The following is a 14,535-nucleotide window of genomic DNA, read 5'->3' as shown; positions in this document are numbered from 1 at the left end:
CCATGGCGCGGCTCCTTAGAGTTTGGGCACGCCGGCCTTGGCAATCACCTCGGCCCAGCGTTTGGTCTCAGTAGCCAGCAGCTCAGCCAATTTCTCGGGGGTGGAACCGCGCGCTTCCACGTTCAGTTCGTAGAGTTTTTTCTTCACGTCGGGGTGGTTCAGCGCGGCCTGCACTTCCTTGTTCAGGCGGGCAATCACGTCTTTGGGGGTCTTGGCAGGGGCTGCGAGGGCATTCCAGGACGACACGTCGAAGTCCTTCACACCGCTCTGCATGAGCGTAGGTACATCGGGGATCTGGCTGGCGCGCGTGTCGCTCAGCACGGCCAGCGGACGCACCGCCTTGGAAGTGACCTGACCCATCATGGGGCCGAGGATTTCCACAGCCACATCGATCTGCCCGCCGCGCAACGCAGTGGTGACCGCTGGCGTGCCGTTGAAGGGCACGATGAGAAAGTCCACCCCCGCACGGGTCTTGAGCAGCTCGGCCGCCAGGTTCTGCGTGCTGCCGATGTTGACCGTACCCACATTGAGCTTGCCGGGGTTGGCCTTGGCGTAGGCCAGCAGGTCGGCCATGGTTTTGTAGGGTGCGTTGGGGGCGGCCAGCACCGCCAAATCAAAGTAGCCCAGCGTAGAGACCGGCGCAAAGTCACGCTGTGCGTCAAACGGCAGGCTCTTGAACAGGCTGGCGCTCACTGCGGTGCCATTGGACATCAGCAAGAGCGTGTGGCCATCGGAGTCGGCCTTGGCCACGGCCTCCCCCGCACCCACGCCGCCAGCACCCGGCTTGTTGTCAATCACCACCGGCTGCCCTAGCGACTCGGAGAGCTTTTGTGCCACGGTGCGTGCGGTGAGGTCGGCCACACCACCAGCGCCAAAGGGCACAACGATGCGGATGGGCTTGCTAGGAAAGGTATCGGCCCAGACGGGCAATGCCCCCACGGTGCCGGCCAACAGGGCCAAGCTCAGTGAAACAGTGCGTCGGTTCAGGTTTTTCATATGAAATTGGCCTCTAGCCCTCATGGAATATGCGCAAAAAGCTATCAAATGAATAGCAAAATAATCAACGTGCAACGCCCAGCAACTTGTCCAGCAGCTCGGGTTGCTCGCGCAGGCTTTGCGCCGTGCCGCTGTGCACCACGGTGCCCCGGTCCAGCACGGCCGCCGTATCGCTGATCGCCAAAATCGCCTGCGGGTGCTGCTCCACGATGATGGCCGATAAGCCTTCGTCGCGGGTGATCCGGCGGATGGCGCGCAACAGCTCCTGCACGATGATGGGCGCCAATCCTTCGCAGGGCTCGTCCAGCAGCAACAGGGTGGGGTTGAGTACGAGCGCGCGGCCCACGGCCAGCATCTGCTGCTCGCCACCGGAGAGCTGGGTGCCCAGGTTGGTCTTGCGTTCGGCCAGACGGGGGAACAGCTCGTACACACGCTCGGGCGTCCACATCGCGGCCTTGCGGCCGGCGCGGGCCGGGCGCGCCACCGCGGTGAGGTTTTCGTCCACCGTGAGCGACTTGAAGATGTTGCGCTCCTGCGGCACCCAGCCAATGCCGGCGGCCGCACGCTCGTGCTGCGGCAACTTGTGCAGGACTGCGCCACCCAGCGTGATGCTGCCGCCATGCTGGCGCGTGGCACCAGCCAAGGTGTTCATGAAAGTGGTCTTGCCGGTGCCGTTGCGGCCCAGCAGCGCCAGGGTTTCGCCTTCGTTGATGCTGACGGACACGCCATGCAGCACCACGGCTTCGCCGTAGCCTGCGCTCAGATTTGAGACTTTGAGCAGCTCGGTCATGCGTGGGCCTCCTCACCTTCGGCGTGGCCGAGGTACACCGCCTTGACTTGCGGGTCGTTGGCAATCTGTTCGGGGTCGCCTTCGGTCAGCACCGTGCCGTTGACCAGCACCGTCATGCGTTTGGCAAAGCTGAAGACCAGATCCATGTCATGTTCAATCAAAAGGATGGATACATCGGCCGGCAGGGCAGCCACGGTTTGCAGCAGCTCTTCGCGTTCGCCCGCCGGCACGCCGGCCACGGGTTCGTCCAGCAGCAGCACGCGTGGCTCGCAAGCCAGCGCAATCGCGATTTCCAGCAGGCGGCGTTTGCCATAGGCCAGCACCCGCGTTTCCTGCGCCATCACCTCGGTCAGGTGGAACTGCTCCAGCAGCTGTTCGCAGCGCTCAATCACGCGGCGGTTGCTGCCGAGCGCCTGCCACCACTTGCTGCCCAGCCCGGTGTGCTGGCTGACCACCATGGCCAAGGTTTCCATCGAGGTCAAGGTGTCAAACAGCTGGTTGATCTGGAAGGTGCGCACCATGCCACGGCGTACGCGTTGGTGCGGCGCCAGGTCGGTGATGTCTTGGCCTTCCAGAATGATCTTGCCCTCGGTGGGCTGCAACACGCCGGTCAACAAGTTGATGAGCGTGGTCTTGCCCGCGCCGTTGGGGCCGATCAGCGCGTGGCGGGCACCCTTGTGCAGGTCCAACGTAACGTTGTTGGTGGCCGTGATGCCGCCAAACTTCATCACCAGGCCTTGGGCGCTGAGGACAGTTTGCACAGCGTTATTCTTCGTGGGGCTGCTCATGCGGCACCTCCCGTCTTGTTCTTCTTGGAACCGAACCAGGTCCATGGGCGCACCAAGCGTTCACGGCCGACCAGCACCAGCACCACCAAGAACAGGCCGATCCAGAAGGTCCAATACTGCGGGGTGATGCTGGAGATGAAATCTTGCATGAGCTTAAAGATCAAGGCTCCTGCGACCCCGCCATACAACCAGCCCACGCCGCCAATCACCAGCACCAGCATGACGTCGGCCGAGCGGTGGAACTCGAACACATCGAGCGAGGCGAAGCCCGTGGTCTGCGCCAAGAGCGCGCCGGCGGCGCCTGCTGCGGCAGCGGCCACGGTGTAAGCCACCGCCAGGCGGCTGGCCACTGGAATGCCAATGGCCATGGCACGCAAACGGTTGTCACGAATGGCCTTGAGCGTGGCACCAAAAGGCGAGCCGACAAAGCGGCGTGCCAGCACAAACACGAGCAACAAGATACTGATGGAATACCACGCAGCCACCTGGCCATACAGGTCAAACTCAAAGCGGCCTAACACCGGCCCCATCATCACACCCTGCAGTCCATCGGCACCACCGGTGAGCCAGTCGAGCTTGTTGGCCAGCTCCATGAGGATCAGGCCCACGCCCAGAGTCACCATGAGACGCGTGAGGTCGGTGCCACGCTGGATAGTGACGCTGCATATGGCGCCCAGCACGGTGGCCGTACCGATACCCACAGCCATACCAACCAGTGGGTCCGGGTTAATGTGTTTGGCAAACAGAGCTGCCGAGTAGGCGCCCATGCCAAAGAAGGCCGCGTGGCCCAGCGAGACGATGCCGGTGTAGCCCAAGATGAGGTCTAACGAGAGCGCAAACAGCGCGACGATGGCAATCTCGTTGATGATGAGTGCATGGCCCGACAAGGCCCATGGCGATGCCAGGGCCGCGGCCCACAGCACGACCTCCCACCAGCGCCAGCGGCGCGCGGCAAGCAAGATATTGGGTTTGGAATCGGCGCTCATGCTTTGCCCCCTTTGCGCACAAACAGGCCTTGCGGGCGCCACACCAAGATCACAATAATCAGGCTGTAGACGATGAAGGCGCCCAGCTTGGGGATGTAGTACTTGCCGGCCACGTCGGCAATGCCCAGCAACAGGGCGGCCAGCAAGGGGCCTGTGATGCTGGAGGTGCCGCCCACGGCGACCACGATCAAAAAGTAAATCATGAATTTGAGGGGAAAGGTGGGATCCATGCCAAGCACATCGGCCCCGAGCGCACCGCCCAAGCCCGCCAAGCCAGAACCCACGGCGAAAGTAGACAGGAAGACAGCGTTAACGTTGATTCCCAGACCGGCAGCCACACGCTGGTCATCCACGGAGGCGCGCAGGCGGCTGCCAAATCGCGTCCGTGTCAGGATGTACTGCAGGGCAATCGTGAGGGCTGCGCACACGGCGATGATGAAAAGGCGGTAGTGGCCCATGCCCAGCATCCAGGCGCCCTCACCGAGTTCGGTACGGCCCTTGAGCCACTCAGGCAGTTGCACGATTTGCTGCGTGGAGCCGACAAAGTAGTCCACACTGGCCACGGCCATGAAGGTCAGGCCGATGGAGAACAAGACCTGGTCCAGGTGGGGTTTGTGGTACAGCGGACGATACAGCGTGCGCTCCAACAGTCCACCCAACAAGGCTGCGCCAATAAAAGCCGCTGGCAGGCACAAGAGGAAAGGTACGCCCAGGCGCTGCATCAGCAGCACCGTGATGTAGCCGCCCACCATGGCAAAGGCGCCGTGTGCGAGGTTGATGAAGTTCATCAGACCCATGGTCACTGCCAAGCCTACGGCGAGGATGAACAGCAGCATGCCATAGGCGATGCCGTCAAAAAGTATGGTCAACATAGTTTGTCAGTCGCTGGTTATTCCAGGCCCCCAGGGCAAGTTTTGGGCAACAAAAAAGCGAGGGACGGGCCATCGCTTTTTTGCCTGCTTGGGTTGCTACCGCCAGGGTATGCGGTCACATTCCGGGTTAGCGGTTTTTGCCGGGATCTTTCACATCCTTGATGACATCGAACTCGATGTTGTAGAGCTGGCCGTCCTTCTTTTCGACCTTGCGCAGGTAAATGTTTTGCACGATGTCTCGGGTTTGTGCATCGATGAAAATGGGGCCGCGCGGGCTCTCAAAAATTTGGCCTTTCATGGCTGCCAGCAGCGCATCACCGCCGCCAGCGCCCTTGGTGGCCTTGAGGGCTTCGTAAATCACGCGCATGCCGTCGTAGCCACCCACGGCCATGAAGTTGGGACGCAGGTTGTTGTTGGCCTTCTTGAAAGATTCGACAAACTTCTTGTTCAGCGCCGAGGGATGGGCTGCCGAGTAGTGGTGCGAGGTGACGACACCCAAAGCGCCGTCGCCCATGTCGTTCAATTGGTCGTCATCGGTGATGTCGCCGGGACCAATCAGCTTGATACCGGCCTTGTCCATGCCACGCTCCAAGAACTGCTTCATCACTGCAGCACCTGCGCCAGAGGGCACAAACACAAACAGTGCATCCGGCTTCAGGTCACGCACTTTCTGCAGGAAGGGCGCAAAGTCAGGGTTGCGCATGGGCACGCGCAGGGATTCCACGATGGTGCCGCCATTAAAGGTCAAGCGGTCCTTAAAGAAGCGCTCTGCATCGATGCCGGGACCATAGTCAGACACCAGCGTCACAACTTTTTTGATCCCGTTCTTGGGCGCCCAATCCGCGATCGCCACGGCCGCTTGGGGCAGCGTGAAGCTGGTGCGCACGATGTAGGGCGAAGCTTCGGTGATGCTGGAGGTGGCAGCCGCCATGACCACCAAGGGGGTTTTGGATTGCGTTGCAATGGTTGCTGTTGCCAGCGCCGAGGGCGTAATGCCCATACCAGCCAGCACGTTCACTTTATCGTTGACCACCAACTCTTGTGCCATGCGTTTGGTCACATCAGGAATGCTGGTGTCATCCTTGATGATGAGCTGGATTTTTTTGCCCGCGACGGTGTCGCCGTTTTGCGCCATGTACAGCTTGGCGGCGGCTTCAATTTGGCGGCCAGTGGTGGCCTGCTGGCCGGTCATGGGCAATACCAAGCCGATCTTGAAGACATTGTCTTGGGCTATTACGCCGGAGCCCGCCAAGGCAAAGCCTACCAGCGCTGTGGCATGCAAAAAGTGACGTTTTTTCATGTGTTGTCTCCTAGAAGTTTTTCATTTCACACTGCCCGCAATATCGCGCCTAAACCGTACTTGTGCAATCGCGATTCGGCTCACTTTGATATAGCATTTTGCAATAACCGGTACCTAAAACCTCTGACTTTTGCAGTTTCAACGCACTCTCTTTTCTGGCGGCCCTATACAGCTTGTAAAGCGGCCAGTTGCTGGCGCAAGTCGGCGTTTTCTGCCTCCAGAGCTGCGACGCGCTGCTGCAAGGCCATCAGCGGCGACACGGCGGAATCCGCGCTATCGGGGCTTGCCTGCATGGCGATCTGTTCGCGCGCGGATCGCCTAGCTTCCCGCACCCGTTTGGCGGCCTGTTTGAGCTGATCTTTGCCTGCAGTTGCTGCGGCCACTTGTTCTTGCGCGGGTAGCGTGGCGACAGCCGCCGCCGCATTGATGGAGATTGCACCTGCTTTGACTGCTGCGACCAACTCAGGAGCCGCCTGTTTCTGGATCTTCTCAATCATGACCACCTGGCTGCTGCTCAAGCGGGCCGCCTTGGCGATGTCCTCTCGGGTTTTCATCGTATCGGGCACCACCATATTGGATACAACGCCCGCGTCAGGTACCGTATCAGGCGCCAATGCACTCTCCACATTGGCCGATTGCTGTCGGCGCTCCGCAAGAATTTCTCTTTTGCGCAATGCCAGCACACCTCGCTGGAAATCGGACACACTGCGTCGACCCAGATGTTGATCAATCATCCAGAGATGCACGTCCTCCAAGGACTGGAATAGGGTGTTCTGTACAGTTTGATAAGGCAAGCCATGCCGCAGACAGATGCCATAGCGGTTGTGCCCGTCCACCAATACATTGCCCCATAACACCAATGCGTCACGGCAGCCCTCAGCCAGAATGCTGCGTTCCAGCGCCGCATGCTCATCCTCCGTGAGTGGGTCGATGTAAGCTTTCAATGATTCGTTGACAACGATGTCCATGGGGTAGCGGTGTATTGCAGGGGAGCTGGATTGTAGAGAGACGAACTCACGACGCCACCCGAGACTTTATTCGCCGCCAAGAATAATTGGCATCAAATCCGAGCTACAATCTCTCTTCTAAATGCGGGAATAGCTCAGTTGGTAGAGCGCAACCTTGCCAAGGTTGAGGTCGAGAGTTCGAGACTCTTTTCCCGCTCCATTTTTTATGCGCAGCCCTTTAAAGCTGCCCATCCTCCCCCACCTCATCGTCAACAGTTTTTCCTTGCACTGGGATTTGACACCAAAAGTTGTGTCGTTACTCCTGGAGCTCGGATTCCTGCATCTATCAACGTGACTCCTCGTTTGATTGCGCCATTGCAATCAAGCGAGGCAACCCACCGAGATGATGGCAAGCTCTAGGGGAGCAGATGCCGTTCTGCCAGAGTCTTGGCAATGGAGTCGGCCAACTCGTGCGGCTCAAACTTGGCAACATACGCATCCGCACCCACGCTGCTTGCGTGGCCTTCGCTGGCGGTACCTGTCAACGACGAATAAACAATCACAGGTATGCCCGCGAAGCGGGCATCCTGCTTGATATTGCGTGTCAGCGTAAACCCATCCATTTCGGGCATTTCCAAATCCGTCAATACCAGTGCGACCTTGTCACGTGCACGTTTACCTTGCGCTAAAGCTTCGGATTGCAAACTGATCAAACGATCCCAGGCTTCTCGTCCATTTTTGAGTGCCACGAATTGCACACCCATCGCTTTGAGGCTTTCTTCAACCAGCATGCGTGCGACCGCAGAGTCCTCCGCTGCCAGTATCACCGAGCCCTCTGGCAAGCGGAGTTTGGCGAGACTGGCGTTTTTATCTGAATTGTTGTTCCCACCGGGCAAGACATCGCGCAGTATCTGCTCGACATCCAGCACCTGCGCCAATCGTGAGTCGGGCGTATCACCATCAATGCGTGCAACACCGGACAGCAGCATAGAGCTGCTGCTGTCCGCAGCAAGCAAATGACGCCATTCCAATTGCACAATCTCAACAACCTCGTCAACCAAGAAGGCCTGCGTTGTACGCGCGAACTCTGTAACCAGAACAATCTGGGTATTGGTTTGCGGGTCGCATGCCGCGAGTCCAGGCAGGTCAATCACAGGAATCAACTGACCACGCACATTCGCAAGACCGAGGGCATGGGGCGGCGCATTCACAATCGAGGTAATGTGTGGCGCTACTACGATTTCGCGGACCTTGAACACGTTGATACCAAACAGCTCGCGCTGTTTAGAGTCACGTGCCTGCCCCAAGCGGAACAGTAGCAACTCCAAGCGACCACTGGCACTTTGGCCTGCGACCGAGTGTTTTTTCTCTGTTAAGGGCGAGATGTTCATGGATGGTCCTGCATGAGTAGTGAACGCATGGGTCGAGCCCCCATACTGCTGCAGCTGGCAAAGCTGTCTTTGCGAACATTATTGCGCGTTACCCGCTCCATGGGTATGAAGAATTAAAGGATTCAGCCCACATCGTCGACACAGCGATCAATGCTGGAGCGCGTACTGACTATGCGAAGCATGGGCCACGATTGAATCGCCCCGGATTCACTAGACGCCATGGAGCTTCAAAGCCGTCATTGGTCGAGGACCGCAACTGGCCCATTGCTGGTCCCCATAGTCAATTGCTGAGCGACCACCTCCGCTGCAGAACCGACGCTTGTATGCGTAGGCTATTTCGCATGACCTTTTGAATCCGCTCTTTTCATTGTGTTTGGGCCAACACCCAATAGTCACAACGCTAAGTGCTAATTTTCGGTGGGCCAAGATTGGGCCAGGGATGGGCCAAACTTGGGCCAAAAACAAAAAAGGCTCACAGAAGTGAGCCTTTGCTGTCGTGGAATCCCACGTATCTATTGGTTGCGGAGGCTAGATTTGAACTAACGACCTTTGGGTTATGAGCCCAACGAGCTACCAGGCTGCTCCACTCCGCGTCAAGACATAAATTATAACCTATTACGCTTGGGTTGCATCAGAAGTTTGAGAAACTTCTTCAGCACGATCCACCAACTCAACCAAGGCCATGGGCGCATTGTCCCCAACGCGGAAGCCCATCTTCAAGATGCGGGTATAGCCACCAGGACGAGCCTTGAACCGGGGTCCCAGCACATCGAACAGCTTGGTGACGCTGTCGCGGTCACGCAGACGGTCAAATGCCAAGCGGCGGTTTGCCACAGTGGCTTCTTTGGCCAAAGTGATCATGGGCTCAACAACGCGGCGCAGCTCCTTGGCCTTTGGGACCGTAGTCTTGATGACTTCGTGTTCGATCAACGAATTCATCATGTTGCGAAGCATTGCCAAGCGGTGCGAGCTTGTGCGGTTAAGTTTACGTAGTCCGTGTCCGTGGCGCATGGTAGTTTCCTTCAGTTATTAGACAGGCAGCCGTATTAGGTACTGCCCGTGGCACGGAACCCCAGAAGGGGTCCAATTCAAGTTAACGCTTTTAGTGGAAGCGCGTATTAGCGCTTTTCCAAGGATGCGGGAGGCCAGCTTTCCAGCTTCATTCCCAAAGTCAAGCCGCGAGAGGCCAACACTTCCTTGATTTCGTTGAGCGACTTGCGACCCAAGTTAGGTGTCTTCAGCAGCTCATTCTCGGTGCGCTGGATCAGATCACCGATGTAATAGATATTTTCTGCTTTCAGGCAGTTAGCGGAACGCACTGTCAACTCCAGCTCATCCACGGGACGCAGCAAGATGGGATCGAACTGCGTGTTGCCGCGCGGTGCAGGCGAATCAAATGCAGCCAACTCGCTGCCTTCCAGCTGTGCAAACACGGCCAGTTGTTCAACCAGAATTTTGGCGGAGGCGCGCACGGCATCTTCTGCGGACAATGCCCCGTTGGTTTCAATCTCGACGACCAACTTGTCCAAATCGGTGCGCTGCTCCACGCGGGCACTTTCCACGGTGTAGCTCACGCGCTTGACCGGTGAAAACGACGCATCCAAAACAATGCGGCCAATCGACTTATTGGGCTCATCCGCGTAACGACGCATACTACCCGGAACGTAACCGCGACCTTTTTCAACCTTGATTTGCATGTCCAACTTGCCGCCATGGGACAGCGTAGCGATGACATGCTCGGGGTTGATGATCTCGACATCGTGGGGCGTCTGAATGTCAGCTGCAGTGACAACGCCTTCAGAATCCTTGCGCAGGCTCAAAGTCACTTCTTCGCGGTTGTGAAGCTTGAACACCACACCCTTGAGGTTCAAGAGAATATTCACAACATCTTCTTGCACACCGTCAATCGAAGAGTACTCATGCAGTACGCCCGCAATGGTCACTTCGGTTGCTGCAAATCCAGGCATGGAGGACAACAGCACGCGGCGCAAGGCGTTGCCCAATGTGTGGCCGTAGCCACGCTCAAACGGCTCTAATGCAACTTTGGCGCGATTGACACCTGTCTGTTCAACGCTAATGGACTTGGGCTTCAGCAAACTATTTTGCATTCAAACTTCCTCTCAATACCCCCGACTCGTTACGTCAGTAAGGCTGGTGAAGCACCTATATCGCGGTGCCCCGCGACATAGGAACGATTTCAACGACTCAGATGCTATTAGCGCGAATACAGTTCGACGATCAACGATTCGTTGATGTCTGCGCCGAACTGATCACGGTCGGGAACCGACTTGAAGGTACCTTCGGCTTTTTCAATGCTGACTTCAACCCAAGCTGGCATACCGACCTGTTGGGCCAGTTGCAGGGCTTCAACAATACGATTTTGCTTTTTGGACTTTTCGCGAACTGCAATCACGTCACCGGACTTAACCATGTAAGACGGAATGTTCACAGCGCTGCCGTTTACAGTGATCGCTTTGTGAGACACCAGCTGGCGAGCCTCAGCGCGTGTTGAACCGAAGCCCATCCGATACACGACGTTGTCCAAACGGGACTCCAGCAAGGACATCAAGTTCGCACCAGTATTGCCCTTGCGGCGATCAGCTTCAGCAAAATAGCGACGGAACTGACGTTCGAGAACGCCGTACATACGCTTGACTTTTTGCTTCTCGCGCAACTGCAAACCGTAATCAGAAGTACGGGCACCCGAAGTGCGTCCATGCTGACCTGGCTTGGAATCGAATTTTGCTTTGTCACCGATAGAGCGTCGTGCGCTCTTCAGGAACAGGTCCGTGCCTTCACGGCGGGAGAGTTTGGCCTTGGGGCCGAGATAGCGTGCCACTTGAACTTCCTTCTATGTCATCTTCCGCATAAAAATGCGGGAGCCGTCAACGAAAGTTGACGGCGGTGGGCTTGTTAAAAATTAGATGCGGCGACGCTTTTGAGGGCGGCAACCATTGTGCGGCACAGGAGTCACATCAGCGATCATGTTGATGCGGATGCCCAGTGCTGCCAAGGCACGAACCGAGGATTCGCGGCCAGGACCGGGGCCCTTGATCTCGACGTCCAGATTCTTGATACCTTGTTCCAGAGCTGCGCGACCAGCCACTTCGGATGCCACTTGAGCGGCAAAAGGAGTGGATTTACGCGAACCCTTGAAACCCTGACCACCAGACGAAGCCCAAGACAGAGCATTGCCTTGGCGATCTGTGATCGTAATGATGGTGTTGTTGAACGAAGCGTGCACATGCGCTATGCCATCCGCAACGTTTTTGCGGACTTTCTTGCGAACGCGCTGTGCTGCGCTGTTGGAGGGAGCTTTTGCCATGTTGGTTTATCCCAATTATTTCTTCAAGGACGCAGCAGCCTTACGCGGGCCTTTGCGGGTACGTGCATTCGTGCGGGTGCGCTGACCACGCATGGGCAAGCCACGGCGGTGGCGGAAGCCGCGGTAGCAACCAATATCCATCAAACGCTTGATGTTCATGGTTGTTTCACGACGCAAATCACCCTCAATTGTAAACTGAGCGATTTGATCGCGAATTTTCTCCAAATCACTATCAGTCAAGTCTTTGACTTTTTTGGAGTAAGCAATGCCGCAAGCTTCGCAGATCTTGCGAGCGCGAGTGCGACCGATACCAAAAATGGCTGTCAAGCCAATTTCAGAATGCTGATGCGGCGGAATGTTGATGCCAGCGATACGTGCCATTTTCGTCCTCTAAAACTCTTGCAATTAACCCTGACGCTGTTTGTGACGTGGATCTGTACAGATCACGCGCACAACGCCTTTGCGACGGATAATTTTGCAGTTGCGGCAAATTTTCTTGACCGAAGCCGAAACTTTCATTTTTCTCTCCTAAAACTCTTCGCTCCGTTCCGACTTTGATTCGCGCGGAACCTGCGCTCTAACTATATTGAGTTGCCATGGACAACCCACCATCACCTCTATGTCGATTGCCTTATCAAGAGGCTTTGAAATTTGCCTTCTTGAGCAATGACTCATATTGCTGCGACATCATGTAGTTCTGTACTTGGGCCATGAAATCCATTGTCACAACAACAATAATTAACAAGGAAGTTCCACCGAAGTAGAAAGGAACGTTGTATTTGAGGATCAGGAACTCGGGCAACAAACACACAAAAGTAATGTAAATCGCACCAGCCAAAGTCAAACGCAACAAAATCTTGTCAATGTAGCGAGCAGTTTGGTCACCTGGACGGATACCAGGAATGAACGCACCGCTTTTCTTTAGGTTATCTGCTGTTTCTCGGCTGTTGAAAACCAGAGCCGTATAGAAAAAGCAGAAAAACACAATTGCAGCCGCATACAACATCACATACACAGGTTGCCCTGGGCTCAGTGTGCTAGAGATGTCTTTCAGCCAGCGCATGGAATCGCCAGAGCTAAACCAGTTTGCAATTGTCGCCGGCAACAGGATGATGGATGAAGCAAAGATAGGAGGGATCACTCCAGCCATGTTCAGCTTCAAGGGCAAGTGAGACGATTGCCCACCGTATACCTTGTTGCCCACCTGACGACGAGCGTAATTCACCAGGATCTTCCGCTGCCCTCGCTCCACAAACACAACAAAGTAAGTGACCAACACCACAAGGGCGACGATCAGCAAAGCTACGATGATACTCATGGAGCCTGTACGCACCAATTCCAGCAAACCACCCACAGCGCTTGGCAAACCTGCCGCAATACCGCCGAAAATCAGAATGGAAATTCCGTTCCCCAAACCACGCTCGGTAATTTGCTCCCCCAACCACATCAGAAACATGGTGCCGGCAGTCAGCGTCACTACTGTTGTCATGCGGAACCCGAAACCAGGCGCAATGACCAAACCGGCAGAAGCCTCCAACGCCATTGCGATTCCCAAGGATTGGAACAATGCCAACCCCAGAGTCCCGTAGCGGGTGTACTGTGTGATTTTGCGACGACCTGCTTCGCCTTCCTTCTTCAATTGCTCAAAGGCCGGCAAGACGTAAGTCAACAGCTGCATCACGATGGATGCCGAGATATACGGCATGATCCCCAGAGCGAAGATCGTGAAGCGAGAGAGCGCACCACCAGAGAACATATTGAACAGACTCAATATGCCACCTTGCTGACCATTGAACAACTGCTGTAGCTGTGCAGGATCAATACCTGGAACTGGTATGTGTGCGCCCAAGCGGTAAACCACTAGAGCGAGCAGCAAAAAGACAAGCCGACGACGCAGATCGCCGAACTTACCTGTCTTTGCTGTTTGAGCTGCGCTTGTTGCCACGTGCTAACTTTCGCCTAAGCCAACTTATGCGACGCTTCCGCCAGCTGCTTCGATAGCAGCCTTGGCGCCAGCAGTGGCACCAATACCATTCAGCTTCACAGCCTTGGCAATTGCCCCGGTATTGACAACCTTCACAACCTTGGCCAACTGACCCACCAGACCAGCTTGCTTCAGAGCCAGCAGATCCACTTCAGACAAGCCCAATGCCTCCAAAGAAGTCAGGGTGATCTCTGCATTGAATTGCAGCAAGTGCGATTTGAAACCGCGCTTGGGCAATCGGCGATGCATAGGCATCTGACCGCCTTCAAAACCAACCTTGTGGTAACCACCGGAACGGGACTTCTGACCCTTGTGACCGCGACCAGCAGTCTTACCCAGACCAGAACCGATGCCGCGACCCACACGACGCTTGGCGTGCTTTGCACCAGCTGCAGGCTTGATGTTATTGAGTTCCATCATGAATCCTTAGAGCACCTTCACCAAATAGGCGATCTTGTTGATCATGCCGCGCACAGCAGGGGTATCCTGCAGTTCGCTGACGCTATTGAGCTTGCGCAGACCCAGACCGCGTACGGTAGCGCGATGCGACTCTTTCGTACCAATCGGGCTACGCACCAATTGGATTTTCACAGTTTGTTGTGTTGTCATTATGAATTCCTCGATTAGGCGAAGAGTTCTTCAACCGTCTTGCCGCGCTTGGCTGCAACTTCCGACGGCGTCGTAGACACAGACAGGGCATCCAAAGTGGCGCGAACCATGTTGTAAGGGTTGGAAGAACCATGGCTCTTCGCCACGATGTCCGTAATACCAACCACCTCAAACACTGCGCGCATGGGGCCGCCAGCAATGATGCCGGTACCTTTCGGGGCCGGTGCCATCATGACACTGGCAGCGCCGTGATGACCCATCACCTTGTGATGGATGGTGCCGTTTTTCAAGGAAACCTTGAGCATGTTGCGGCGGGCTTCTTCCATAGCCTTCTGCACTGCTGCCGGAACTTCCTTGGATTTACCTTTACCCATGCCGATGCGACCATCACCATCACCCACTACGGTCAAAGCAGCGAAACCGAGAATACGGCCGCCCTTCACCACTTTGGTGACGCGATTGATCGCGATCATCTTCTCGCGCAGACCGTCTTCTGGACCCTCGGCCTTACCTTGCATTTTTGCTTGAACTTTAGCCATCTTTATTT

General features: G+C 56.2%; 18 protein-coding genes and 2 tRNA genes. 1 reads left to right on the top strand and 19 read right to left on the bottom strand.

The window, feature by feature from the left end; genetic code table 11:
* Positions 1–15: 15 nt before the first annotated feature.
* From CHU94_RS16050 to CHU94_RS16020, 7 genes are all read right to left on the bottom strand, one after another.
* Complete coding sequence (locus tag CHU94_RS16050; protein ID WP_094481719.1) at positions 16–996, bottom strand: tripartite tricarboxylate transporter substrate binding protein; 981 nt, start codon at positions 994–996, stop codon at positions 16–18.
* Between the two features lie 64 nt (positions 997–1,060).
* Positions 1,061–1,786, bottom strand: coding sequence for an ABC transporter ATP-binding protein (locus CHU94_RS16045; RefSeq protein WP_094481717.1), 726 nt, complete (start codon positions 1,784–1,786; stop codon positions 1,061–1,063).
* The gene (locus CHU94_RS16040; protein ID WP_094481715.1) at positions 1,783–2,574 is read right to left on the bottom strand and encodes an ABC transporter ATP-binding protein; all 792 of its coding nucleotides are present in this window, start codon (positions 2,572–2,574) and stop codon (positions 1,783–1,785) included. The genes CHU94_RS16045 and CHU94_RS16040 overlap by 4 nt, the downstream gene beginning before the upstream one ends.
* Entirely contained in the window at positions 2,571–3,560 is a 990-nt protein-coding gene (locus CHU94_RS16035) for a branched-chain amino acid ABC transporter permease (protein ID WP_094481713.1), read from the bottom strand. The genes CHU94_RS16040 and CHU94_RS16035 overlap by 4 nt, the downstream gene beginning before the upstream one ends.
* A complete protein-coding gene (locus CHU94_RS16030; RefSeq protein WP_094481711.1) occupies positions 3,557–4,432 on the bottom strand; it encodes a branched-chain amino acid ABC transporter permease in 876 nt (291 codons plus the stop codon). The genes CHU94_RS16035 and CHU94_RS16030 overlap by 4 nt, the downstream gene beginning before the upstream one ends.
* A gap of 127 nt (positions 4,433–4,559) precedes the next feature.
* A complete protein-coding gene (locus CHU94_RS16025; RefSeq protein WP_094481709.1) occupies positions 4,560–5,732 on the bottom strand; it encodes an ABC transporter substrate-binding protein in 1,173 nt (390 codons plus the stop codon).
* 164 nt (positions 5,733–5,896) lie between these two features.
* Positions 5,897–6,700 carry a plasmid replication/partition related protein gene (locus CHU94_RS16020; protein ID WP_094481707.1) on the bottom strand — a complete coding sequence of 268 codons (804 nt, stop codon included), beginning with the start codon at positions 6,698–6,700 and terminating at the stop codon, positions 5,897–5,899.
* Positions 6,701–6,823: 123 nt separating this feature from the next.
* Between CHU94_RS16020 and CHU94_RS16015 the strand changes: the two genes are divergently transcribed.
* Positions 6,824–6,899, top strand: a tRNA-Gly gene (locus CHU94_RS16015).
* Positions 6,900–7,095: 196 nt separating this feature from the next.
* Here CHU94_RS16015 and CHU94_RS16010 read toward each other — a convergent pair.
* The 12 genes from CHU94_RS16010 to rpsE all read right to left on the bottom strand — a co-directional run bounded on the left by CHU94_RS16010 (position 7,096) and on the right by rpsE (position 14,527).
* Positions 7,096–8,070, bottom strand: coding sequence for a chemotaxis protein (locus CHU94_RS16010; protein WP_094481705.1), 975 nt, complete (start codon positions 8,068–8,070; stop codon positions 7,096–7,098).
* A gap of 516 nt (positions 8,071–8,586) precedes the next feature.
* A tRNA-Met gene (locus tag CHU94_RS16005) sits at positions 8,587–8,663 on the bottom strand.
* Positions 8,664–8,685: 22 nt separating this feature from the next.
* Positions 8,686–9,081: a 50S ribosomal protein L17 gene (gene rplQ, locus CHU94_RS16000; RefSeq protein ID WP_094481703.1), complete on the bottom strand. Its 396-nt coding sequence runs from the start codon at positions 9,079–9,081 to the stop codon at positions 8,686–8,688.
* A 107-nt stretch (positions 9,082–9,188) separates the two neighbouring features.
* Positions 9,189–10,178 (bottom strand): DNA-directed RNA polymerase subunit alpha, encoded by a 990-nt coding sequence (gene rpoA / locus CHU94_RS15995; RefSeq protein WP_094481701.1) that lies wholly within the window; start codon positions 10,176–10,178, stop codon positions 9,189–9,191.
* 107 nt (positions 10,179–10,285) lie between these two features.
* A complete protein-coding gene (rpsD, locus tag CHU94_RS15990) occupies positions 10,286–10,909 on the bottom strand; it encodes a 30S ribosomal protein S4 (RefSeq protein ID WP_094481699.1) in 624 nt (207 codons plus the stop codon).
* Between the two features lie 81 nt (positions 10,910–10,990).
* Positions 10,991–11,395, bottom strand: a complete 405-nt coding sequence (gene rpsK, locus CHU94_RS15985) for a 30S ribosomal protein S11 (protein ID WP_094481697.1) — start codon at positions 11,393–11,395, stop codon at positions 10,991–10,993.
* Between the two features lie 15 nt (positions 11,396–11,410).
* A complete protein-coding gene (rpsM, locus tag CHU94_RS15980; RefSeq protein ID WP_087496073.1) occupies positions 11,411–11,776 on the bottom strand; it encodes a 30S ribosomal protein S13 in 366 nt (121 codons plus the stop codon).
* Between the two features lie 24 nt (positions 11,777–11,800).
* Positions 11,801–11,914, bottom strand: coding sequence for a 50S ribosomal protein L36 (gene rpmJ / locus CHU94_RS15975; RefSeq protein ID WP_012348927.1), 114 nt, complete (start codon positions 11,912–11,914; stop codon positions 11,801–11,803).
* A 115-nt stretch (positions 11,915–12,029) separates the two neighbouring features.
* Positions 12,030–13,340, bottom strand: coding sequence for a preprotein translocase subunit SecY (secY, locus tag CHU94_RS15970; RefSeq protein WP_094481695.1), 1,311 nt, complete (start codon positions 13,338–13,340; stop codon positions 12,030–12,032).
* A 24-nt stretch (positions 13,341–13,364) separates the two neighbouring features.
* Positions 13,365–13,796, bottom strand: a complete 432-nt coding sequence (rplO, locus tag CHU94_RS15965; RefSeq protein WP_094482793.1) for a 50S ribosomal protein L15 — start codon at positions 13,794–13,796, stop codon at positions 13,365–13,367.
* A gap of 9 nt (positions 13,797–13,805) precedes the next feature.
* The gene (gene rpmD / locus CHU94_RS15960) at positions 13,806–13,988 is read right to left on the bottom strand and encodes a 50S ribosomal protein L30 (RefSeq protein ID WP_094481693.1); all 183 of its coding nucleotides are present in this window, start codon (positions 13,986–13,988) and stop codon (positions 13,806–13,808) included.
* A 14-nt stretch (positions 13,989–14,002) separates the two neighbouring features.
* Positions 14,003–14,527 (bottom strand): 30S ribosomal protein S5, encoded by a 525-nt coding sequence (rpsE, locus tag CHU94_RS15955; protein ID WP_094481691.1) that lies wholly within the window; start codon positions 14,525–14,527, stop codon positions 14,003–14,005.
* Positions 14,528–14,535: the final 8 nt, after the last annotated feature.

Source organism: Rhodoferax sp. TH121 (assembly GCF_002251855.1).
GTDB lineage: Bacteria > Pseudomonadota > Gammaproteobacteria > Burkholderiales > Burkholderiaceae_C > Allorhodoferax.
The sequence above is the reverse complement of the archived record's forward strand: the minus strand, read 5'-3'. Positions and strand labels throughout refer to the sequence as shown.